We start from the raw sequence: 21,239 nt of genomic DNA on the forward strand, positions 1-21,239 counted from the left end.
TCACTTCACCTCATATAAGATGACCGTGTTCCCCACCTTGACGCGGTCGCCCGCCTTCAGGCGCTTGCGGGTCACGCGGTGATTGTTTACATACGTGCCGTTAAGGCTCTTGGCGTCATACAGCGAATGCCCGCCATCCTCGAAAACCACATACGCATGCAGCCGCGATGTGTTCATATCGGTGAGCGGCAGCTCGTTGCTCTCCCGGCGGCCGATGTTGGCCCGCTCCGCCCCCAGGTCGACCTGCAGCCCCGTATCCAGGCCCTTCACCACCGTCAGCAGCCCGGCTATCGACGCCTGGCGGCTTACCGGCGGCATCCGGCCGAACACCTGGGTATCGGACATTGGCACCGGGCCGGTCGTATCCCGTTCCGGCTCCTCGGGCAGCGGCTCGCTATAGCGGCTCACCACCCGGAACTTCCCCCTGCCCCCCGCCTCGTCGCAAAAAATATCGACAATCGGCTTGCCGACAATCGTATACCCTTTGCGCTTGGCCTCGGCGGCCACGAAAACGGCCAATTCGTCGCGGATTGCCTGACCGTACGGCGTCAGCCGCTCGTAATCCTCGCTGCCGAGGAAAACGCTGTACTGATTGGGGACATAAACCTGGGAGATGCCCACCGTCCGGTCGCTCTCCATCTCGCGCGCCAGGCGCTTGGCAATCTCCACCGGCTGAAGGCCGCCGGAAAAACGGGCATTAAAAAAGCCCTCGATATACTTCTCGAAGAAATCCTCCAAGCGGCGTACAAAACCCACGGCAAAAACACTCCAATGTGTTGTCGTCCTATTATTATACGACATTATAACAAACTAGTCAAAATTACCCAACTCGGTTGCCTAGAAAAATCATCTGCATCGTTGTTCCTCAGAGCGCTTGCTAGCGTACGCCCCAAGTACGAGTCGCGGCGCGCTCTTCCGGTACGCCTTGCATCTGATGTTTTCTAGACAACCTCGGCTCATCCTTACAGTCATTTCCAATTTCGCGGCAAATCATTCCCGCCGCTCCTCGGCGGCCAGCACGGCGTGGCGGAGCTGCCCGCAGGCCGCGCGGATATCGCCGCCCATCTCCCGCCGCACCGTCGCGTTCACCCGGCCGGCCTCCAGCACGGCGTGAAACCGCCGCACCCGGCCGGCGTCCGGGCGCAGCAGACCGCACTCCGGCACCGGATTGACCGGGATAAGGTTGACGTTCGCCAGCCGTCCCTTCAGCAGCGCGGCCAGCGCCGCCGCTTGCTCGTCGCTGTCGTTCACTCCCGCGATCAGCGCATACTCGTACGTCACCCGCCGGCCGGTCGCAGCCGCGTAGCGGTCGCCCGCGGCCAGCACCGCGGCCAGCGGCCAGGTCCGGTTCACCGGCATCAGCCGCGTCCGCAGCTCGTCGTCCGGCGCATGGAGCGAAATCGCCAGCGTCACCGGCAGCCCCTCGGCCGCCAGGCGGTCGATGCCCGGCACAACCCCGGCCGTCGACAGCGTCACGCCGCGATAGCTCAGCCCGAGGCAGTACGGCTCGTGGCACAAGCGGACGAACTTTACCACATTGTCGTAATTGGCCAGCGGTTCCCCCGACCCCATGATGACGATCGAATTCACCGTTTCCCCGCGGCCGGCGAGCCTCTCGGCGGCGTACAGCACCTGGGCGATGATCTCCCCCGCCGTCAGGTCGCGTTCCACCCCCCGCAGCGTCGACGCGCAGAAAGCGCAGCCCATTGCGCAGCCCACCTGGGTAGAAACGCACACACTGTTGCCGTAGTCGTGCCTCATCAGCACCGTCTCCACCGCCAGGCCGTCCGCGAGCGCCAGCAAAAACTTGCTTGTCGCCCCGTCGGCGGCGTGCTGCTCCGCCTTGAGCGTCACCGCCCCCACAGCAAAATGCGCCGCCAGAACCTCCCGCGCCCCCTTGGGCAGGTCGGTCATAGCGGCGAAATCGCGGACATGCCGCTGATACAGCCACGCCGCCACCTGGCGGCCGCGATACTTCTCAAGGCCGTAGGGCACCACCGCGGCGGCGATCTCCCCGGCCGTCAGCCCGAAAAGATTCACCTTGTCCGTCATACCGGCTCCCGCCTTCTCTCCATCCGGGCGATGAAAAAGCCGTCCACATCGTCGGTGTGCGGCCACAGCTGCACCAGCTCGTCACCCTGCGGCGCCGGCAGCAGCGCCCCGGCGCTCGCCAGCGCGAAATCGTCCCTGCTGCCCAGGAAAGCGCGGACAACCGCCTCGTTCTCCTCCGGCTCGGTCGTGCACGTGCTGTACACAAGCACCCCGCCCGGCTTGACGCACGCCGCCGCGCTCGCCAGGGTGGCGGCCTGCAGCGCCGGCAGATCGCGCAGCATGCTCTCGCTCTTCCGCCAGCGCGAATCCGGCTTGCGGCGCAGCACCCCCAGTCCTGAGCACGGCGCGTCCACCAGCACCCGGTCGGCCTGTCCGGCGTAAACGGTATCGAGCTTCGTAGCGTCGAACACCTTCGTCTCGATTATATTCAGCCCCAGGCGGGCGGCGTTCTCCGCCGTCAGCTTCAGCTTATGCTCGTACAAATCGGTCGACAGCACCCGGCCCCTGTTGCCCATCAGCGCCGCCAGGTGGGTGCTCTTGCCGCCCGGCGCCCCGCAGGCGTCGATAACGAATTCGCCCGGCTGCGGCCCCACCACGTGAGCCACCAGCATCGAGCTCTCGTCCTGCACCTGGAAAAGCCCCTCCTTCAGGGAATTCAGCCGGGCCAGCGCAGGGTACTCCCGGCAGACTATGCCCTCGGGCGTCCAACGCGACGGCTCGCCCGCCGCCCCTTCGTCCGCCAGCCGGGCCAGCAGCTCCTCGCGGCTTATCCGCAGCGTATTAGTCCGCAGCGACAGCGGCGGCGTCGCGTTGTCGGCCGCCAGCAGCGCCTCGCAAGCCTCGAAACCCAATCGGGCCAGCCACCTCGTCACCAGCCACTCGGGGTGGAAATACTTCAGCGCCAGATAACGCGCCGGCTCCTTCGCCGCATCGGGATACGCCGCCTTCTCCGGCTCGCGGCCCGCGCTCCGCAGCACCGCGTTCACGAACTTCACCGTACCGGCGTGGCCGTGCTTCTTCGCCAGCTCCACCGCCTGATTGCAGGCCGCCGACACCGGCACGCGGGACAAAAAAAAGATCTGGTATACGCCCATACGCAGGATATTGCGGATCATCGGATCGATCTTCGCCAGCGGCCGGCTGCAGTAATGGCCGAGCAGCCAGTCGAGCGTCGCGCCCGCCTTCACCGTTCCGTACACAAGCTCGGTCACGAACCGGCGGTCCTGGTCGGACAGCGGCCGCCGCCCCAGCTCGCGGGCCAGCGCAATATTGGCGTACGCGCCCCCCGTATCGACTTCGTTTATGATCTTGAGCGCAACATCACGCGCATCAATAGCCATTGAACCTCTTCCTTCCAAAGCAACGATATGGACATAGGCCGTTCAGAAAGCCCCAGATGCACGTTCTGACTACCCGGCTTCATCAGCGCTTCACGCTTTATGCCGATAGTCGTTCCGAATTATGTACGGGTCGGCTCCGCCAGGCGTGCCGCGACGCGTACTCGGGTCGTACGCTAGCAAGCGCCTGGCGGAACAACAACGCAGATGGGGCTTTATCAACGGCCGTCGACAAGGAAATTTTTGAGGGTGGCCTCCACACGCGCCATATCCACCGTCGTATTGCAGCACGGCCCCTCCGGCCTCTCGTTCAGTACCCCCACCACCGGCAGGGGATAAACATCCTGGATGCCGCTGGTCAGATCGCGCTCGCAAGCGATCGCCAGCACGGCGTGCGGCCGGATCGTCTTGACCACCTTGCGGGCCAGCGTCCCGCCCGTCACCACCGCCACATGCACCCCGTACTTCTCCGACAGCGCCAGCAGGTCGCTCACCCGGCACTTGCCGCACGAACGGCAGTTGTGCACATCGCGGGTAATCTTATACGGACACGACTCGTGCTGGATGCAGTGCGGTGTCAGGATGAGCAGCCTGTCCGCCCTCACCCGCACCTGTTTCTGGCGCACAAGCTGGTTGCTCACCTCGATGAACGAGCGTTCCACCCGTTCCTTGTCGATGTCGAACACCTTGCCGATGCGGATGGCCAGCGGGAAAAGCAGTTGGATGGCCGACCAGGCCAACCCCCGGAAAACCGTCAGTGTCGGGTAGCCGAGCAGCGCCATCACGATACTGCCGACGCCGGCGATGGCGGCCAGCACGACCGCCGCAAGCAGGATGCCGAGCGCCAGCGGCAGATAGGCGCTGATATTGGCCAAACCCAGAAAGCTGACGTGCCATAACGCGTAACCGGCCAGAACCGCCAGCGCCATGCTCGCCAGTATCAGCCCGAGAAACAGGCGCTTGCGCGGCCGTGACACCGCTTCCATCATAACCATCCCACCTTTACGCCAAGGTTTCGCCCACCGTCAACCCGTAACCGCGGATATATTCCCCCATCCCCATGCGCCGCCGGTTCTCCGGCTGCACCTCCGTGAGCCGCACCGCGCCAGCGCCGGTAAGCACCACCGCCCCGACGTCGTCAGCCGCGACCACCCGGCCTGGCTGTCCGCCGCCGGGCGCCGTCGCCACCGACTCGCTCCGCCAGACCTTGAGCGGCCTGTCCGCGTGGAGGCAGTACGCCCCCGGCCACGGACTGAGACCGCGCACCTGATTGTGCACCGTCGCCGCCGGCCGGCTCCAGTCGATGCGCTCGACGGCCCGCGTCAAAAGCGGCGCATATGTCGCCGCCGCCCCGTCCTGGGGCGTCCGCGGCGCCGTGCCGTCAGCCAGCCGGGCCAGCGTTGCGGAAAGCACCGCCGCGCCCAGCTCCTTCAGCCTGTCGTGCACCTCGCCGGTCGTATCGTCAGGGCCGATAGCGCTCTCGGCCTTTAATATCATATCCCCGCTGTCCATACCTATATCCATATGCATCGTCGTGACCCCGGTCGTCGTCTCGCCGTTCATCACCGCCCAGTGGATGGGCGCGGCCCCGCGGTAGCGCGGCAGCAGCGACGCGTGCACATTCACACACCCCAGCGGCGGCAATTCGAGTATCGCTTTCGGCAGGAACTGGCCGAACGCCACCACCACGACGACATCGGGCTTAAGCGCCGCAAGCTCGGCCTGAAAATCCGCCGTGCGGATCTTCTCCGGCTGCAGCACCGGCAGCCCATAGCCCAGCGCCGCCTCCTTAACCGGCGACGGCGCCAGCTTCTGGCCCCGCCCCTTAGGGCGGTCGGGCTGGGTGACCACCGCCGCCACGTCGTGCCCGTCGGCCACCAGCCTGTCCAGGCAGGGAACGGCGAAATCGGGCGTTCCCATAAACATGGCCCGCAAACGGCTCATTCGTTCTGCCCCTTATAAACGGTCGTAGCCTTCTCGATGAACAACACCCCGTCAAGATGGTCGATCTCGTGCTGGAGGGCGCGGGCCAGCAGCCCCGTGCCGCTCACCGAAACCTTGCGGCCCTCGCGGTTCAAGCCCTCCACCGTCACCTTCGCGTACCGCTCCACCTGGCCGTACACCCCCGGGACGCTCAGACAGCCCTCGGTGCCGGCTTCGCAGCCTTCACCGGCGACAACCACCGGATTTATCAATTCGAGCAACCCTTCCCCGGCGTCGATGACGACCACCCGCAGGGAAGCGCCCACCTGGGGCGCGGCCAGGCCGACCCCGCTCGCTTCGTACATCGTCTGAGCCATATCGTCAAGCAGCTTCTTGATCCTGCGGTCGATCTTCGCCACCGGCGCCGCCTGCTCCTTGAGCACCTTGTCGCCGGCCTTCCTGATATCGAGAACAGTCACCGTTATACCCCCTTTTTCAACCCCAATGATAGCATAAATCTCAGCAAAAATCACTATGGGGACCGTTGATAAGGCCCCACCTGCTGTGTTGGCCCTGCGGGCGCTTGCTAGCGTACGTCTAGTACGCGTCGCTGCGCGTCCTCGGTCCGCCTTGCATCTGGGACCTTCTGAACGGTCCCGGCAATTCGAGTTTCCGACCTGTCTACATTACATTAACCGGGTCCACATCCACAGAAATATCATTTCGCTTCTCAAATCCCAATTCCCTGAGCGCCGCCTGCACCGCCGGCCTATCGGTGGTCTTAATCAATATATGCAGCCGGTATATGTCGTTGATCCTCGCCACCGGCGCCGCGAACGGCCCCACCACCGACGCCCCGCCCGACAGGCGGGCGCGCAGGGCCGCCGCCGCCTCCTCGGCCTGCCGGCGGGCCTTTACCTCGTCCTCGCCCTGCACGGTCAGTTTGACGAGCGCCGAAAACGGCGGATAACCCAGCTCGCGCCGGTAGCCGATCTCTTCCTCGTAAAAAGCCGCGTAATCGTGGCGGGCGCCAGCCTGGACCGCGTAATGCTCCGGGCTGTAAGTCTGCACCACCACCCGCCCGGAGGCATCGCCGCGGCCGGCTCGCCCGGCCGCCTGCGTCAGGAGCATGAACGTCCGCTCGGCGGCGCGAAAATCGGGAAGATACAGCGACGTATCCGCCGAAATCACCCCCACCGCCGTCACCTGCTTGATATCGTGGCCCTTGGCCACCATCTGCGTGCCGAGGAGGATATCGTACCGACCGGCCGCGAACGCCGACAAGATGCGGTCATGGGCCATCTTGCCGCCGGTTGTGTCCTGATCCATCCGCACAACCCTGGCATTGGGCAGCAGCGCGGCCAGCTCCTCCTCCACCTTCTGGGTGCCTGTGCCGAAATAGCGGATATAGCGGCTGCCGCAAGCCGGGCACACATCGGGCGTCGGCTGGCAGGCCTGGCAGTAATGGCAGCGCAGCACATTACCGCTCGCATGGTACACCAGCGACACCGCGCAGCGGCCGCAGCGCATCACCTCGCCGCAATCGCGGCACAGGACGAACGTCGCGTAACCGCGCCGGTTGAGGAACAGGATCGCCTGCTCGCCCCTGTCCACCGTCTCCGTCAGCAGCTCCCGGAGCGGCGCCGAAATCACGCTCCGCCGCCCGGCCTGGAGTTCTTCGCGCATATCCACCACCTGTACCGCGGGCAGCGGCGAACAATCCACCCGCGACGGCATAGCCAGCAGGCGGTGCCGGCCGGCGCAGGCGTCGTAGTAAGTCTCCACCGCCGGTGTCGCGCTGCCCAGCACCACCGCAGCCCCGGCCAGCTCAGCCCGTTTCAGGGCCACCTCCCTGGTGTGGTAGCGGGGCGACTCCTCCTGCTTATACGTGAACTCCTGCTCCTCGTCGATAACGAACAGGCCAGGGTCGGGCACCGGCGCGAACACCGCCGAGCGGGCGCCGATCACGATCCCCGCCGCTCCGCCGCGCAGCCGCTGCCAGGCGTCGTAACGCTCGCCCACCGACAGCTTGCTGTGCGCCACCACCACATCGTCGCCGAACCGCGCCTTAAACCGCGTCACGATCTGGCCGGTAAGCGCGATCTCCGGCACCAGCACCACCACCTGCCGGCCGGCCTCGCGGGCCGCCGCCGCAGCCTCGATATAAACCTGCGTCTTGCCGCTACCGGTCACGCCGTGCAGGAGAAACGACTCGTACCGTTTCGCCCGGACGGCCGGGATGATCGCCGCCAGCACCGCCCGCTGCTCGTCTGTCGGCGCAGGAATGCTCGCCGTAGCCGCTGGGCCTGCGTAGCTGTCGCGCACCACCGTCTCCCGCTCAGCCGCCACAAGCCCTGCGGCCTCCAGGCTCCTGACCGTGGTCGCGCCCACCTTCAGTCGCTTGAGCTCCTCCGCGCCCAGCCGGCCGACCGCCAGCAGAGCCGCCAGCAGACGCCCCTGCGCCTGCCGGCCCTTGAGCTTCGCCATATACTCCGCGGCTTCGGCCTCATCGACCGCCAGCCGCCAATAAATTTTATACTGCGTGCGGGCCGTGCGGCGGGCCGTCGCCTCCGCGGCCACCAGCCCCTGGCGCGCCAGCAGGCGCAGGGCGGCAGCAGCGCCGCCGCCGAATTCGCCCGTCAGCTGCGTCAACGTCCTCGGCCCGGCGCATACCGCAGCATATACCCGCTCGGCCAGCGGCGGCTTCCCGGCCAGGCTATCGCCGACCGGCGCCCCTGTCGGGCGGTAAACGGTCGCACTCTTAATCCCCGCCTTGCCGGGCACGAACAGCCGCATCGCCTCGGCGGTCGTGCTCAGGTAATACTCGCTCACCCACGCCGCCACCGCCAGCATATGCTCCGTAAACCACGGCCCGTCGTCGATCGCGCCCAGGATGGGTTTCAGCTCGACTGCGTCCGCCGCCCCGTCCTCACTCACGCCGGCTACAAACCCCTCCACCTTGCGGCCGCCGAACGGCACCAGCACCCGCCACCCCGGCCCGACATGGTCGAACTCGCCGGGGACGAGATATGTGAACGAATGAGTCAGCCGGCGGGCCGGCAAATTGACGAACACTTCCGCGATCCGTGCCATACTTACCCCCGTAACGGTCAAGCCGTAAAAGAAGAGGGACATGTCCCTGTCCCTCTCAATTTTCTAGCCAATATTACGTTTATTTCGCTTTTTTGTCCGTCAATACCTGCTGTTATCATCCTCTTCGGTAAAATCCGGACTCTCCCATTCCCTGTCCGGCGCCGGCTGCCGGCTGAACCGTCGGGCCGGGCGTCTGCCCAGCGGCGCAAAACGCAGTCCCATAGCCCTAACCCTGGATGGAGTAGCCCAGAGACTGCAGCGTTTCCTCGATATACCCGCCGGGGATGACGTCCGGGTCGTAAGCCACCTTTACCTGCTTCGCGCCCAGATCGACATCCACCCCGGCCACGCCGCCCAAATGGGAAAGAGTATGCTCGATGCGGTCGCGGCAATGCTCGCCCTTGAGGCCGCCGACCCGGTAAACGGCTGTTTTCGTGCCTGCTGCTGTTGCCAAAATACCTACCCCCTGTCGATTGTTCTTTTGGCCGACAAAAATAGTATGCCCTCTCTCCGTCTCCGGATATGCGAACGACCGCCTAGAAAGCCGGTCAGACTATCTAGGCGGTCGCTATGTTTCGTGAATAAGCTTACTTCAGGCCGGCTTCCTTGCGGAGGATCTCCGCCTTATCCGTCCGCTCCCACGGCAGATCGATATCCGTACGGCCGAAATGGCCGTAGGCAGCCGTCTGGCGGAAGATGGGGCGCCGGAGGTCAAGCGTCTTGATGATGCCGGCGGGCCGAAGGTCGAAATGAGCGGCGATCAGCTTCGAAATCAGCGCCTCATCCACCTTGGCGGTGCCGAAGGTTTCGACAAGCACCGACACCGGACGGGCGATGCCGATAGCGTACGCCAGCTGGATCTCGCACTTGTCGGCCAGCCCAGCGGCCACGACATTCTTGGCCACATAGCGGGCCGCGTAAGCGCCCGAGCGGTCGACCTTCGTGGGATCCTTGCCCGAGAAAGCGCCGCCGCCGTGGCGAGCCATGCCGCCGTAAGTATCGACGATGATCTTCCGCCCCGTCAGGCCGGCGTCGCCCTGCGGGCCGCCAACCACAAACCTGCCGGTCGGGTTGATATAGTACTTGGTATTGGCGTCAAGGAACCCGGCCGGCACCACCGGCATAATGACATGCTCGATGATCTCCTTCTCGATATCCTTCTGCTCGACGTCCGGCCGGTGCTGGGTCGAAACGACGATCGTATCGATGCGGACAGGCTTGTCGCCCTCATATTCCACCGTCACCTGGGTCTTGCCGTCCGGACGCAGCCAGGGCAGCACGCGCGTCTTGCGCACCTCGCTCAGGCGGCGGGCCAGCTGATGAGCCAACGAAATCGGCATCGGCATCAGTTCGGGAGTCTCATTGGTCGCGTAACCGAACATCATCCCCTGGTCGCCGGCGCCGATGGCCTCGATCATATCATCCTCGCCCTTCTTGGCTTCCAGGGCTTTGTCCACCCCGAGGGCGATATCGGCCGACTGCTCGTCGATCGAAGTCATAACGCCGCAGGTGTCGCCGTCGAAACCGTACTTGGCGCGGGTGTAGCCGATCTCCTTGACAGTAGTGCGGACGATCTTGGGAATATCCACATAGCAATTGGTCGTTATCTCGCCCACCACATGGACAATACCGGTCGTCACCAGCGTCTCGCAGGCCACGCGCGCCATCGGATCCTGGGCGATGATCGCGTCCAAAACGCTGTCGGAAATTTGGTCGGCTATTTTGTCGGGGTGCCCTTCGGTAACCGACTCGGATGTGAACAATCTGCGCATCTTCTCCAAAAAACTAACCTCCTCATATTCGGCAATAAAAAAACCCTCCACGGGAGGGTAAACCACTCTCCCATCTCGCGGGCATTATCCCGCCGGAATTGGCACCGTTCCCCCATAGGGGGTGGTTGCCGCGGTTTCATCGGGCCAGTCCCTCCACCATCTCTTGATGAGTATAACATATGTAGTTTTACCGTAAAAAATTGTACCTGAAACAGGCAAAAAAATCAATGCCTATTTGTCAATAAATCGCAAATTTTATCTAAAATTATCCCGGCAAGCTCCTCCTTGGCCATGCGGTCGTATTCCTCCACCCGGCCGTCCGGATAAAGCAGCTTGACGATATTCGTATCGACGCCAAACCCCGCCCCCGGCAGCGTCACATCGTTCGCCACCATCAGGTCGAGATTCTTCCGCGTCAGCTTATCGCGGGCATGAGCGACCAGCTCTTCCGTCTCGGCCGCGAACCCCACCAGCACCTGTCCGCGCTTGCGGCGGCCCAGCTCGGCGAGAATATCGGGATTCTTCGCCAGCGTCAGTGTCAGCTCGTCGTCCGTCTTCTTGAGCTTCTGCCCGGCAGGCGCCAGCATGCGGTAATCGGCCACTGCCGCCGCCTTCACCACCACATCGCAGTCATCGTACTCGGCCAACACAGCGGCCATCATCTCGGCCGCCGTCTCCACCCACGCCACCTTCACGCGCGGCGGCGGCGCAAGCTCGGTCGGGCCCGAAATCAGCACCACCTCGGCGCCGCGGGCCGCGGCCGCCCTGGCGATGGCGTACCCCATCTTGCCGCTCGAATGATTGCTGATATACCTCACAGGATCGATCGCCTCGCGCGTCGGGCCGGCGGTAACCAGCACTTTTACCCCCGCCAGATCGCCAACCGCGCCCAGCAGCGCGGTCACCTTGTCCACGATCGCCGCCGGCTCGGGCAGGCGTCCGGGGCCATCCACGCCGCACGCCAGCGGCCCCTCGTCAGGCGGGATAACATGATAGCCCAGCCCGGTGAGCCTGGCAATATTCGCCTGCACCAGCGGGTTCAGGTACATATTGCAGTTCATCGCCGGCGCCAGCACCACCGGCGCCTTCGTCGCCAGCAGCGTCGTCGTCAGCATATCGTCCGCGATACCAGCCGCCAGCTTGCCGATCACATTGGCGGTCGCCGGCGCGACCAAAAACAAATCGGCCCGCGTAGCGAGCGCGATATGCTCCACATTCCAGTTCTTCGGTTCATCCCACATCGAAGTCACAACAGGATTACCGCTGATCTCGCGAAAAGTGAGCGGCGTCACAAAATTAGCCGCCGCCCTTGTCATCACCACATAAACCGTCGCCCCGAGCTTGCGCAGCCGGCTGGCCACCTCCACCGCCTTATAGGCGGCGATGCCGCCGGACACGCCCAGGACGACGCACTTTCCTGTCAGCATAGCGACACTCACCTACTTGATGCCCGACTTCGTCCTCTCGTACACGATCCTGCCCTGGGCAATCTCCTCCAGGGCCACCGTAACAGGCTTGTTGGAGCGCGAATCCACCAGCGACTCCTCGCCGTTCATGATCTCCCGGGCCCGCTTGGCGGCAAACACCACCAGCGTATACTTACTGTCAACCTTATCGACAAGCGTATCCAAAGACGGATGAATCATAAAAGCCCCCCTCAACTCTAATCTATGCTGCCTCTGCTGCCGATAGCCTCAATCAAATCGCTGTTGCGTACCATGCGGCACTTCTCAGCGAGGATAATCGCGGCGATCTTGGCCGTCGCCGCCGCCACCTCGTCGTTCACCACCGCATAATCGTACTGACGGGCGAAACAAAGTTCATCCTGCACGCAGCCCAGCCGCTTGGCGATCACCGCCGGGCTGTCGGCGCCGCGCTTCACGATGCGGTCCTCCAGCTCCTTAAGCGACGGGGGAACAATGAAAACGAACACCCCTTCGGGAAACTTCCTCTTGATCTGCATCGCACCCTGGGTATCGATCTCCAGAACGACGTCGTGGCCGCTCCGCAGCGTATCCGCCACCCAGCGGCGGGGTGTGCCGTAACAGTTGCCGTAAACCTCGGCCCACTCCAGCAGCTCATCCTGCTCGACCATCGTACGGAACTCATCGGGAGCGATAAACCAGTAATTCACCCCGTTGACCTCACCGGGACGGGCCGGGCGGGTCGTCGCCGAAATCGAATAATGCAGATTGCTATTCTGGGCAAGCAACTCTTTGCAAATTGTGCCCTTGCCGGTTCCGGACGGACCGGACAGGACGATCAGAATACCGTGCCGCGCCATAGAAAAGTTACTCCCTTCGGCCCTCTACTCAGCGGCGTCGTCGCTGGATTCCTTGCTCACCAGGCGATGGGCCACCGTCTCGGGTTGGACCGCCGACAGCACCACATGATCGCTGTCGGAAATGATAACCGCGCGGGTGCGGCGGCCGTACGTCGCGTCGATCAGCATCCCGCGGTCGCGGGCCTCCTGGATGATGCGCTTGATGGGAGCCGATTCGGGACTGACGATAGCGACGATACGGTTGGCTGAGACAATATTACCGAAGCCGATGTTGATTAGCTTGATATCCATACCCTTGAATTCCTCCCAGTCGTTTATATAAGCCTCTATTGGCCGAAATCGCGGCGATTTCCTCTATATTACTCTATGTTCTGGATTTGCTCTCTGACCTTCTCGATTTCACTTTTAATTTCGACCACCACATTAGCCACCGTAAAGTCGTTGGCCTTCGATGCGATCGTATTCGTCTCCCGGTTCATCTCCTGGACGATGAAATCCAGCTTGCGGCCGACAGCCTCGCCGGAAGAGAGCGTCTCCTTGAACTGGCGCAGATGGCTCCGCAGCCTTACCAGCTCCTCGGCGATGCTGATCCGGTCGCCGAACAGGGCCGCCTCCTGCAGCAGCCGAGTCTCGTCGGGCTCAGCCCCCACAGCCGCCAGCACCTCGCGCATCCTGGTCAGCAGCTTCTCGCGATACTCGGCAAGCACCTGGGGCGCCCGCGCCTCCACGACGTCGACATTGGCGGCGATAGCGTCGATGCGGGCTGCCATATCCTGTTCGATATTCGCTCCCTCCGCCAGGCGCATCGCCATCAGATTCTGCACAGCCGCCTCAACGGCAGTCTGCAGCTTGGCCCACAGCCCCTCGACATCGGTCGAAACCTCTTCCACCCGCAGCACGTCCGGATAGCGGGAAATCTGATTGGCGCTCTCCCCCGCCGGCGCGCCGAGCAGCTCGCCCAGCTCTTTCAATGCTTTATGGTAAGCGATTGCCAATTCTTTGTCAACCCTTACCCCCCGATTCTTTTCGCCGTACTCGTCCACAGTCACGAAAACATCGATGCGGCCCCTCTGCAGCGTCGCGGCCACCGTCTTGCGGATCTTGTCCTCCAGCGAGCCGAGATTCTTCGGCATGCGGATCACGATCTCGTTATAGCGGTGATTAACCGCCTTTACCTCGACAACCAAGCGGTGTTCGGCGTCCATAAACTCGCCCCGGCCGAACCCCGTCATACTCTTCAGCACCCGATGCACCATCCTTTAGAATCTATTATCTGCGATAACCGGCCATTTAATCAGCCGCGCCGCTGCGCCTGGCACCCTCATGTCCAGGTTCGCAGCCCCCATATTGTATCCTATACACGGCGAAAAAATCGTCAAAACCCGATTTTTTCAACTTTACTTCTCCCTAGCTATCTGTAAATCCTTTTTTCGCGCATAAATAAAAAAGGGGCGTCCTAAGCCCCCGCAAAAAACCCTCCCCCTCTACCGATAACCGGCAAACGGGATCATGAAAACCCTCTGACGGCCGTCGGCGGCCGATACTGTCAGCCTCGCCGCCTTATCAGTCGCCACACCGCGGCTGGCAAAATAAAAATACACCTGCGCCTGGTAACCCCCCGCCGCCTCGGTCGCCGCCGCCTGAGCGCGCACCATCTTCGGCCGCAGCGACTTCCTGCCCTGGCGGAGATTCGCGGACACATTGCCGGCAAAATCGGCCCGCAAGCCGGACAGCGTAACCCCGAAAATAACATAGCCGTTATAATCGGTCAGCACCTTCCCGGCGTCGGCCGCCGTCACCGCATCCCCTGCCGCCGTCCGGTCGCGGGCATCGGCGGCCAGCAGCAAGAACGGCGTATAAAGGCAGGCCCGTTCAGCCGTATCGTCCAATCTGTCCGCCTTCTCCTCGTACGCCGTCCAAGGCTGCAAAAACAGCGTCAACGGCATATCCGCCTTACTCCGGCCGTAATCCTGGGCGGCTGCGATCGTTGCCTCGTTCACCGGCGCCACAGCCAGCACCGGGCCGGTCAGCAGCAGCATAATCGCGAACCACAGGGCGACAACTCTCACGACAGGCACCTCCCATCACTTCTCGGCTAATATATATGCCTCCCGCGCGATAATTTTTCCCATTTTCTCCGGACAGCCTGATTTGATTCCCTCTCCCGCTCAGACAACGGCAATCGATATAACACATTTTTATTGCCACATAACTACCGTTAATATCATTATTTTCACTGAAAATTCATTGTCGGATAATGTAAATTTTGGTACGATAAAAAGAAAGCCGGATCCATGAAGGGAGGCTGCCATGCGACAGATTTCCTTGCCAGAAGCACGACCAGGCATGATCCTCGCCCGTTACATCATGAGCGGCGCCGGCAGGATCCTGCTAGCCCCGGATATCGTCCTTACCGAGGAGTACCTCCGTAAACTCGCGTCGCTCGGTGTAGCCACCATCTTCGTCAAAGATTCCGATCACCCCGACATCGAGACCCCCGAATACCTTTCCGTCCAGACCCAGCAACGGGCGCTGGCCATCCTCGACAACACCATGAGGCAGATCTCCCGCGGCGAAACCTTCGCCCCCGACGCCGTCGACGGCGTTGCCTCCGACATCGTCGAAGACCTGCTCACGCAGCAAAACCTCACAATCCACCTATCTGGCATAATGACCCACGACGACAACACCCTCGCCCACAGCCTCAACTGCTCCATCTACTCCGCCATCCTCGCCCGCGTCGCCGGCTTCTCCATCCCCCAGATCAAAGAAGTAGCTTCCGGCGCCCTCCTTCACGACGTCGGCAAAATGTTTGTCGAAAAAACCATCCTCAACAAACCCGGTCGGCTGACCGAAGAAGAATACGAAGCCGTAAAAACCCATGCCGAACAAGGCTTCAAGGCCATCATCTCCAAAAGGTGGGAGCTTTCCAGCCTTGTCGCCCACATGGCCTGGCAGCACCACGAACGCGTCAACGGCGAAGGCTATCCGCGCAAACTGCATGGTTCCGAAATACTGCCGTACGCCCGCATACTGGCCATCACCGACGTCTACGAAGCCATCAACGTCAACCGCCCCTACCGGCGGGCCATGACCCCCGACGCCATCTACGACACCATCCATTCCGGCCTGGGCAGCGAATTCGACGCCGATTTCGGCCAGCTGTTCCTCTCCAAGCTCGCCATCTACATAGCCGGCATGCGCGTCATGCTCAACACCGGCGAAGCAGGCATCGTCGCCGCCGTTTCCGAGGAAACCCCGCAGCGGCCCATCGTCCGCCTCATCGCCCACCCCGACGGCAGCCCCTACACCCCTCCCAAGGAGATCAACCTCGCCGACCACCCGAAAATCCAAATACTCTCGACGAAAATATAAAGGTTGCCGATAAAGCCCCATCTGCGGCGCACCCGCAAGGGGCAGGCCGTAGTTCTAAGCGCTACGCGCTAAGAACTTGCGCACTTGCTCCTCAAAGCGCTTGCTAGCGTACATCCGAGTACGCGTCGCGGCGCGCTTTTCCGGTGGGCCTTGCATCTGGAGCTTTCTCGACAACCTTGGTTTTTCTAACACAAAAGCGGCCCGCATTGTGCGGGCCGCTTTCAATATCTTATGGCCTTACAGGCTCAGACGCGTCTTGATCCGGCTGATCGCCTCTTCCGTATTCTCGCGGTTGCCGAACGCCGTCAGGCGGAAATACCCCGCCCCCGACGGGCCGAAACCGCTGCCGGGTGTGCCGACGATATTGGCCTCGCCGAGCAGTTTGTCGAAAAACGCCCACGAATCCATGCTGTTCGGCGTCTTCAGCCAGATATAAGGCGCGTTCACGCCGCCGAAAGCCTCCAGGCCGGCGCTCTTCAGCCCCTCGCGGATGATGGCCGCATTCGTCATGTAATAATCGATCGTCGCCTTCACCTGCTCCTTGCCGGCCGGGGAATAAACAGCCTCCGCCCCCTTCTGGACGATGTACGGCACCCCGTTGAACTTCGTCGTCTGCCGCCGGTTCCACAGCTTATTGAGCTGCTGGGCCTCGCCGGCCTTCGTGTAACCGACCACCGTTTTGGGCACCACCGTATACGCGCAGCGGGTGCCGGTGAAGCCGGCCGTCTTGGAGAACGACCGCATCTCGATCGCCACGTCCTTGGCCCCCTCCACCTCGTAGATGCTGTGCGGCACCTCAGGTTCGCGGATGTACGCCTCATAAGCGGAATCGTACAGGATAACCGCCTTGTTGGCCTTCGCCCAGTCCACCCACTTCTTCAGCTCCGTCTTCGACAAGGCGGTGCCCGTCGGGTTGTTGGGCACGCACAAGTACACCATGTCCACCCTGGCGGCAGGCAAAGCGGGCATGAAATTGTTCTCTGCCGTGCACGGCAGATAAACGATGCCGGCGAACCGGCCGTCGCCGCCCAGCGCCCCCGTCCGCCCCGCCATCACGTTCGTGTCTAGGTACACCGGATACACGGGATCGGTGATCGCCACCGTGTTTTCCACCCCGAAGATCTCCTGGATGTTGCCCACGTCGCTCTTCGCGCCGTCGCTCACGAACACCTCGTCCGCGTCAAGCTTGATGCCGCGGGCGGCGTAATCGTGCTCGACGATCTTCTCGATCAGGAAGGAATAACCCTGTTCTGGCCCGTAGCCGCGAAAGGTCTCCGCCTTCGCCATCTCGTCCACCGCCGCGTGCATCGCCGCGACAACGGCGGGCGGCAGCGGCCGCGTCACATCGCCGATCCCCAGGCGGATGATGTTGGCCTCTGGATTGGCGGCCTTAAAAGCGGTCACGCGCCGGGCGATCTCCGCGAACAGGTAGCTGCCCGGCAGCTTCAGATAATTCTCGTTAATCAAAGCCATTGTAATTCCCCCCTATAACCTTCTGATGTAATAACATTTTTGAACAATGCGAAGGTGTCTAGAAAGCTCCAGATGCAAGGCACGGCGAGAACGCGCCGCGCCGCGTACTCGGACGTACGCTAGCAAGCGCTCGTAGCCGTAACGCCGCAGATGGACTTTCTAGGCACCTTCCCTCATATTCTGAGCAAAAACTGGCCGCGGAATACCTCCACCGCCGGCCCCGTCATAAACACCCTGTCGTCCTCGGCCCACTCGATCGTCAGATCGCCGCCGTCCAAATGCACCAGCGCCGTGCGGTCGCACCGGCCGCTCAAGGCCCCCGCCACCACCGTCGCGCACGTCCCCGTGCCGCAGGCCAGCGTCACGCCCGCGCCCCGCTCCCACACCCGCATCCTAAGCTCGCCGCGGCTGAGCACATTGGCGAACTCCACATTCGTCTTGCGCGGGAAAAGCGCGTCCGTCTCGATCTTCGGCCCTGTCACCGGCAGCTCGACCTTCCGCACATCCTCGTCGAGGAAAATCACGAAATGGGGGTTGCCCATATTCACGCCGATGCCGTAATACGTGCGGCCGTCGACCGTCACCGGCACATTCACCGCCTTCTCGTCCGCGGGACCGCTCATCGGGATCTCGCCCCGCTTGAAGCGCGGCTTGCCCATATCCACCCGCACGCCGCTCACCTTGCCGTCCGTAAACACCAGCTCCGGCCTGATCGGCCCGGCCAGCGTCTCCAGCGTCACCTTCGTCTTGTCGGTCAGACCCTGCTCATAAACATAGCGGGCCACGCAGCGGGTCGCGTTGCCGCACATCTCCGCCTCGCTGCCGTCCGAATTGATGATTTGCATCCGGAAATCGGCGCTGTCCGACGGCAGCACGAACACCAGGCCGTCGGCGCCCACGCCGAAATGGCGGTCGCACACCAGGCGGCCGGCGGCGGCCAGATCCAGCCCCGCCACCTTCTCCTTGAACCCGTTCACGATAACGAAATCGTTGCCAGCGCCATGCCACTTTGAAAACTGCATAATATCCCTCCGTCAGAAACGATTATTGCTCTTACCTGTATTATACCCGGCTATAAGCCGAACGTACCGGCGGACGCCGCCTTAAAAGCAGATGCCGCAAGCCGCCGACCATCGCCGTCCAACCGGACACGACCAGCACGACCGCCCATTCCGTCAGCCCCAGCGGCACCGTCCCGAAAACCGCGCCCAGCGGCGGCAGGTGGATGACCGCCACCTGCATGAGCGCCGAACAGGCGGTCGCCATCAGGAGATACTTGTTCGTAAACAGGCCGAGTTCGAAAATCGTCAGAATCTCCGACCGGCAGTCGTACACATGGAAGAGCTGACAGAACACCAGCGTCGCAAACGCCATCGTCCGCGCCAGCGCCAGGTCGCCCTGCGCCAGATACACACCCGCGAACACCAGCAGCGTCGTCAGCCCGATCTGAATGCCGCGGAAGACGATCTTCCTGGCCAGCCCGCGGGAGAAAACGCTCTCCGCCGGATTGCGCGGCGGCCGGTGCATCGTATCCGGCGCCTTGGGATCCACCCCCAGCGCCATCGCCGGCAGCCCGTCGGTCACCAGGTTAACCCACAGTATCTGCAGCGGCAGCAGCGGCAGCGGCAGCCCCGCCAGCGCGGCCAGGAACATCGTCAGCACCTCGCCGATATTGCACGCCAGCAGATAACGGATAAACTTCCTGATATTGTCGTAGATACCCCGGCCTTCCTCAACCGCTGCCACGATCGTGGCGAAATTGTCGTCAGCCAGCGTCATCGACGACGCCTCGCGGGTCACATCCGTGCCCGACATCCCCATGGCCACGCCGATATCGGCTTCCTTCACCGCCGGGGCGTCGTTCACCCCGTCGCCCGTCATGGCCACGATATGCCCGACATTCTTCAGCGCCTTCACGATCCGCAGCTTGTGGGCCGGCGACACCCGCGCGTACACCGTCGTCACGGCCGCCGCCGCCGCCAGCTCGCGCTCGCCGAGCGCGTCGACCTCCGCCCCCGTCAGCGCCCGCGATGTGCCGTCGCGGAACATCTTCAGCTCGCGGGCGATCGCCACCGCCGTATTGCGGTGGTCGCCGGTAATCATCACCGTCCCGATGCCGGCCTGCCGGCAAAGGGCGATAGCCTCCTTCACCTCCGGGCGCGGCGGATCGATCATCCCCGCCAGGCCGGTGAAAACCAGCTCCCGCTCCGCCTCCTCGGTCACATTCGCCGCCTCGGCCGGGCTCAGGCGGCGGTACGCCATCGCCAGCACCCTTAAAGCCCCGTTCGTCATCGCCTCGTTGGCGGCCGCGATGCGGACGGTCAGCTCGGGCGTCAGCGGCTGCTCGACATTCCCGTCGAAATAATAGCGGCACAGCTCAAGTACAGTGTCTGGAGCGCCCTTCACATACAGCACAGCGCCTGCCGGGCCGCCATAGGCCACCGCCATCCGGCGCCGTTCCGCCTCGAAGGGGATCTCCGCCAGACGGCGCTCCCGTTTCTCGACGTCGGCCCGCCAGAGGCCCGCCTTGGCCGCAGCCACCACCAGCGCCCCCTCGGTGGGGTCGCCCTCCACCGACCAGCCGCGGGCGCCCTTCTTGCGCCACAGGCCGGTTATGCCGACGCTGCCCTGCTTCAGCACGCTGTTATTGCACAGAGCGCCGACCGCCAGGCATTGCATTAGACATTTATCCTTTTTGGCATCAAATTCCTGCTTGTCGAGCAAAAATTCGCCCTTGATTTCAAAGCCGACCCCGCTCACCTCGTACGTTTGGCCGCCGCAGTACACCCTTCTTACCGTCATCGCGTTCTGAGTCAGCGTCCCCGTCTTATCCGAGCAGATCACCGTCGTGCAGCCCAGCGTCTCCACCGCCGGCAGCTTCCTCACAATCGCGTTCCGGCGGATCATCCGCTGCACCCCGAGCGCCAGAGCCACCGTCACGATCGCCGGCAGCCCCTCGGGTATGGCCGCCACCGCCAGGCTGATCCCCGTCATGCACATCAGCAGCAGCGGCTCGCCCCTCGCCACCCCCGTCGCCACCACCACCAGGCACACTCCCAGGCAGCCCCACACAAGCCACCGCCCCAGGTTATCCAAACGCCGCTGCAGCGGCGTATCGTCCTCCGTCGCCGCCTGAATGAGTTTGGCGATATGCCCCACCTCGGTATTCATCCCCGTGCCGCACACAATCGCCGCGCCCCGGCCGCGGGTCACCACCGTGCCCGCGTACACCATATTCTTGCGGTCGCCCACCGTCACACCCTCGTCATACACCCTGTCGGCCAGCTTGCGCACCGGCAGCGACTCGCCCGTCAGCGCCGACTCCTCAGCCTCCAGATTGGCCGTCTCCGCCAACCGGCCGTCGGCCGCCACCACATCCCCCGGCTCCAGCAGCAGGATATCGCCCGGCACAAGCTCGCGGGCCGGCACATGCTGCACAGCGCCGTGGCGGACGACGCGGGCCGTCGGCGCCGTCAGCTTCTTCAAAGCCGACATCGACCGTTCCGCCCGGTGCTCCTGGATAAAACCCAGCACCGCGTTAAGCACCACAATCGCCAGAATCGTCACCGCGTCGGCATACTCGCCCAGCAACCCGGAAATCAGCGTCGCCGCCATCAGCACCAGCACCATGAAATCCTGGAACTGGGCCAGAAAACGCCGCCACCAGGCCGGCCGCTCCTTTTCAGCCACCTCGTTATAGCCGAACAGCTTCAGCCTTTCCGCCGCCTCGGCGTTCGTCAGCCCCTCGCTGCGGTCGGTGCGCCAGTACGTGAGAGCATCGTCCGACGTTCTCGCATGCCACATCTCCATAGTCTTCACCCCTTGTACGTGGCGGCCGTTGATAAGGCCCCATCTGCGTCGTCAGCCCTGCGGGCGCTTGCTTGCGTACGCCCTAAGTACGCGGCGCAGCGCGTCCTCGGTCTTCCTAGC

At 63.2% G+C, this 21,239-nt stretch carries 19 protein-coding genes and 1 riboswitch; of the genes, 1 reads left to right on the forward strand and 18 read right to left on the reverse strand.

The features are described 5' to 3' along the window. The 15 genes from RIN56_02485 to RIN56_02555 all read right to left on the reverse strand — a co-directional run bounded on the left by RIN56_02485 (position 1) and on the right by RIN56_02555 (position 14,530). On the reverse strand, positions 1–756 hold the full coding sequence (locus tag RIN56_02485) for a DUF3662 and FHA domain-containing protein (protein MDR7865653.1): 756 nt from the start codon (positions 754–756) through the stop codon (positions 1–3). 234 nt (positions 757–990) lie between these two features. Continuing rightward, positions 991–2,052, reverse strand: a complete 1,062-nt coding sequence (gene rlmN / locus RIN56_02490) for a 23S rRNA (adenine(2503)-C(2))-methyltransferase RlmN (protein ID MDR7865654.1) — start codon at positions 2,050–2,052, stop codon at positions 991–993. Further along, a complete protein-coding gene (rsmB, locus tag RIN56_02495; GenBank protein MDR7865655.1) occupies positions 2,049–3,386 on the reverse strand; it encodes a 16S rRNA (cytosine(967)-C(5))-methyltransferase RsmB in 1,338 nt (445 codons plus the stop codon). Before rsmB ends, rlmN begins: the two co-directional genes overlap by 4 nt. 221 nt (positions 3,387–3,607) lie before the next feature. Further along, the gene (locus RIN56_02500; GenBank protein ID MDR7865656.1) at positions 3,608–4,378 is read right to left on the reverse strand and encodes a DUF116 domain-containing protein; all 771 of its coding nucleotides are present in this window, start codon (positions 4,376–4,378) and stop codon (positions 3,608–3,610) included. A 13-nt stretch (positions 4,379–4,391) separates the two neighbouring features. Next, complete coding sequence (fmt, locus tag RIN56_02505) at positions 4,392–5,333, reverse strand: methionyl-tRNA formyltransferase (GenBank protein ID MDR7865657.1); 942 nt, start codon at positions 5,331–5,333, stop codon at positions 4,392–4,394. Beyond that, complete coding sequence (def, locus tag RIN56_02510) at positions 5,330–5,791, reverse strand: peptide deformylase (protein MDR7865658.1); 462 nt, start codon at positions 5,789–5,791, stop codon at positions 5,330–5,332. The genes fmt and def overlap by 4 nt, the downstream gene beginning before the upstream one ends. Before the next feature lie 202 nt (positions 5,792–5,993). Further along, complete coding sequence (gene priA, locus RIN56_02515; GenBank protein MDR7865659.1) at positions 5,994–8,405, reverse strand: primosomal protein N'; 2,412 nt, start codon at positions 8,403–8,405, stop codon at positions 5,994–5,996. 226 nt (positions 8,406–8,631) lie between these two features. Then, positions 8,632–8,859 carry a heavy-metal-associated domain-containing protein gene (locus RIN56_02520; protein MDR7865660.1) on the reverse strand — a complete coding sequence of 76 codons (228 nt, stop codon included), beginning with the start codon at positions 8,857–8,859 and terminating at the stop codon, positions 8,632–8,634. 133 nt (positions 8,860–8,992) lie between these two features. Then, complete coding sequence (gene metK, locus RIN56_02525) at positions 8,993–10,186, reverse strand: methionine adenosyltransferase (GenBank protein MDR7865661.1); 1,194 nt, start codon at positions 10,184–10,186, stop codon at positions 8,993–8,995. A 58-nt stretch (positions 10,187–10,244) separates the two neighbouring features. After that, a riboswitch (SAM riboswitch) is annotated at positions 10,245–10,350 on the reverse strand. 51 nt (positions 10,351–10,401) lie between these two features. Beyond that, positions 10,402–11,604 (reverse strand): bifunctional phosphopantothenoylcysteine decarboxylase/phosphopantothenate--cysteine ligase CoaBC, encoded by a 1,203-nt coding sequence (coaBC, locus tag RIN56_02530; protein ID MDR7865662.1) that lies wholly within the window; start codon positions 11,602–11,604, stop codon positions 10,402–10,404. A gap of 12 nt (positions 11,605–11,616) precedes the next feature. Beyond that, a complete protein-coding gene (rpoZ, locus tag RIN56_02535; protein MDR7865663.1) occupies positions 11,617–11,823 on the reverse strand; it encodes a DNA-directed RNA polymerase subunit omega in 207 nt (68 codons plus the stop codon). Between the two features lie 17 nt (positions 11,824–11,840). Then, positions 11,841–12,461: a guanylate kinase gene (gene gmk, locus RIN56_02540; GenBank protein MDR7865664.1), complete on the reverse strand. Its 621-nt coding sequence runs from the start codon at positions 12,459–12,461 to the stop codon at positions 11,841–11,843. A 24-nt stretch (positions 12,462–12,485) separates the two neighbouring features. Continuing rightward, positions 12,486–12,752: a DUF370 domain-containing protein gene (locus RIN56_02545; GenBank protein ID MDR7865665.1), complete on the reverse strand. Its 267-nt coding sequence runs from the start codon at positions 12,750–12,752 to the stop codon at positions 12,486–12,488. Between the two features lie 68 nt (positions 12,753–12,820). Then, on the reverse strand, positions 12,821–13,717 hold the full coding sequence (locus RIN56_02550; GenBank protein MDR7865666.1) for a YicC/YloC family endoribonuclease: 897 nt from the start codon (positions 13,715–13,717) through the stop codon (positions 12,821–12,823). 228 nt (positions 13,718–13,945) lie between these two features. Further along, entirely contained in the window at positions 13,946–14,530 is a 585-nt protein-coding gene (locus RIN56_02555) for a hypothetical protein (protein ID MDR7865667.1), read from the reverse strand. A 241-nt stretch (positions 14,531–14,771) separates the two neighbouring features. On the opposite strand from RIN56_02555, the gene RIN56_02560 reads away from it, so the two are divergent. After that, positions 14,772–15,836, forward strand: coding sequence for an HD-GYP domain-containing protein (locus RIN56_02560; GenBank protein ID MDR7865668.1), 1,065 nt, complete (start codon positions 14,772–14,774; stop codon positions 15,834–15,836). 237 nt (positions 15,837–16,073) lie between these two features. Here the strand turns inward: RIN56_02560 and RIN56_02565 are convergent, their stop codons facing one another. The 3 genes from RIN56_02565 to RIN56_02575 form a co-directional block, all read right to left on the reverse strand. Beyond that, the gene (locus RIN56_02565; protein MDR7865669.1) at positions 16,074–17,309 is read right to left on the reverse strand and encodes an LL-diaminopimelate aminotransferase; all 1,236 of its coding nucleotides are present in this window, start codon (positions 17,307–17,309) and stop codon (positions 16,074–16,076) included. A 173-nt stretch (positions 17,310–17,482) separates the two neighbouring features. After that, on the reverse strand, positions 17,483–18,331 hold the full coding sequence (dapF, locus tag RIN56_02570) for a diaminopimelate epimerase (protein MDR7865670.1): 849 nt from the start codon (positions 18,329–18,331) through the stop codon (positions 17,483–17,485). A gap of 40 nt (positions 18,332–18,371) precedes the next feature. After that, positions 18,372–21,119 carry a cation-translocating P-type ATPase gene (locus tag RIN56_02575; GenBank protein ID MDR7865671.1) on the reverse strand — a complete coding sequence of 916 codons (2,748 nt, stop codon included), beginning with the start codon at positions 21,117–21,119 and terminating at the stop codon, positions 18,372–18,374. Between the last annotated feature and the right edge of the window lie 120 nt (positions 21,120–21,239).

The organism is Sporomusaceae bacterium (assembly GCA_031460455.1).
In the GTDB taxonomy this organism is placed as follows: Bacteria; Bacillota; Negativicutes; order Sporomusales; family UBA7701; genus Anaeroselena.

What these genes read in the sequence shown, in the direction of transcription:
- coaBC (MDR7865662.1), bottom strand. Translation starts at nt 11,604, where the DNA reads ATGCTGACAGGAAAGTGCGTCGTCCTGGGCGTGTCCGGCGGCATCGCC.
- priA (MDR7865659.1), bottom strand. Translation starts at nt 8,405, where the DNA reads ATGGCACGGATCGCGGAAGTGTTCGTCAATTTGCCGGCCCGCCGGCTG.
- rlmN (MDR7865654.1), bottom strand. Translation starts at nt 2,052, where the DNA reads ATGACGGACAAGGTGAATCTTTTCGGGCTGACGGCCGGGGAGATCGCC.
- fmt (MDR7865657.1), bottom strand. Translation starts at nt 5,333, where the DNA reads ATGAGCCGTTTGCGGGCCATGTTTATGGGAACGCCCGATTTCGCCGTT.
- RIN56_02560 (MDR7865668.1), top strand. Translation starts at nt 14,772, where the DNA reads ATGCGACAGATTTCCTTGCCAGAAGCACGACCAGGCATGATCCTCGCC.
- RIN56_02545 (MDR7865665.1), bottom strand. Translation starts at nt 12,752, where the DNA reads ATGGATATCAAGCTAATCAACATCGGCTTCGGTAATATTGTCTCAGCC.
- gmk (MDR7865664.1), bottom strand. Translation starts at nt 12,461, where the DNA reads ATGGCGCGGCACGGTATTCTGATCGTCCTGTCCGGTCCGTCCGGAACC.
- rpoZ (MDR7865663.1), bottom strand. Translation starts at nt 11,823, where the DNA reads ATGATTCATCCGTCTTTGGATACGCTTGTCGATAAGGTTGACAGTAAG.
- dapF (MDR7865670.1), bottom strand. Translation starts at nt 18,331, where the DNA reads ATGCAGTTTTCAAAGTGGCATGGCGCTGGCAACGATTTCGTTATCGTG.
- RIN56_02575 (MDR7865671.1), bottom strand. Translation starts at nt 21,119, where the DNA reads ATGGAGATGTGGCATGCGAGAACGTCGGACGATGCTCTCACGTACTGG.
- RIN56_02550 (MDR7865666.1), bottom strand. Translation starts at nt 13,717, where the DNA reads ATGGTGCATCGGGTGCTGAAGAGTATGACGGGGTTCGGCCGGGGCGAG.
- RIN56_02565 (MDR7865669.1), bottom strand. Translation starts at nt 17,309, where the DNA reads ATGGCTTTGATTAACGAGAATTATCTGAAGCTGCCGGGCAGCTACCTG.
- RIN56_02500 (MDR7865656.1), bottom strand. Translation starts at nt 4,378, where the DNA reads ATGATGGAAGCGGTGTCACGGCCGCGCAAGCGCCTGTTTCTCGGGCTG.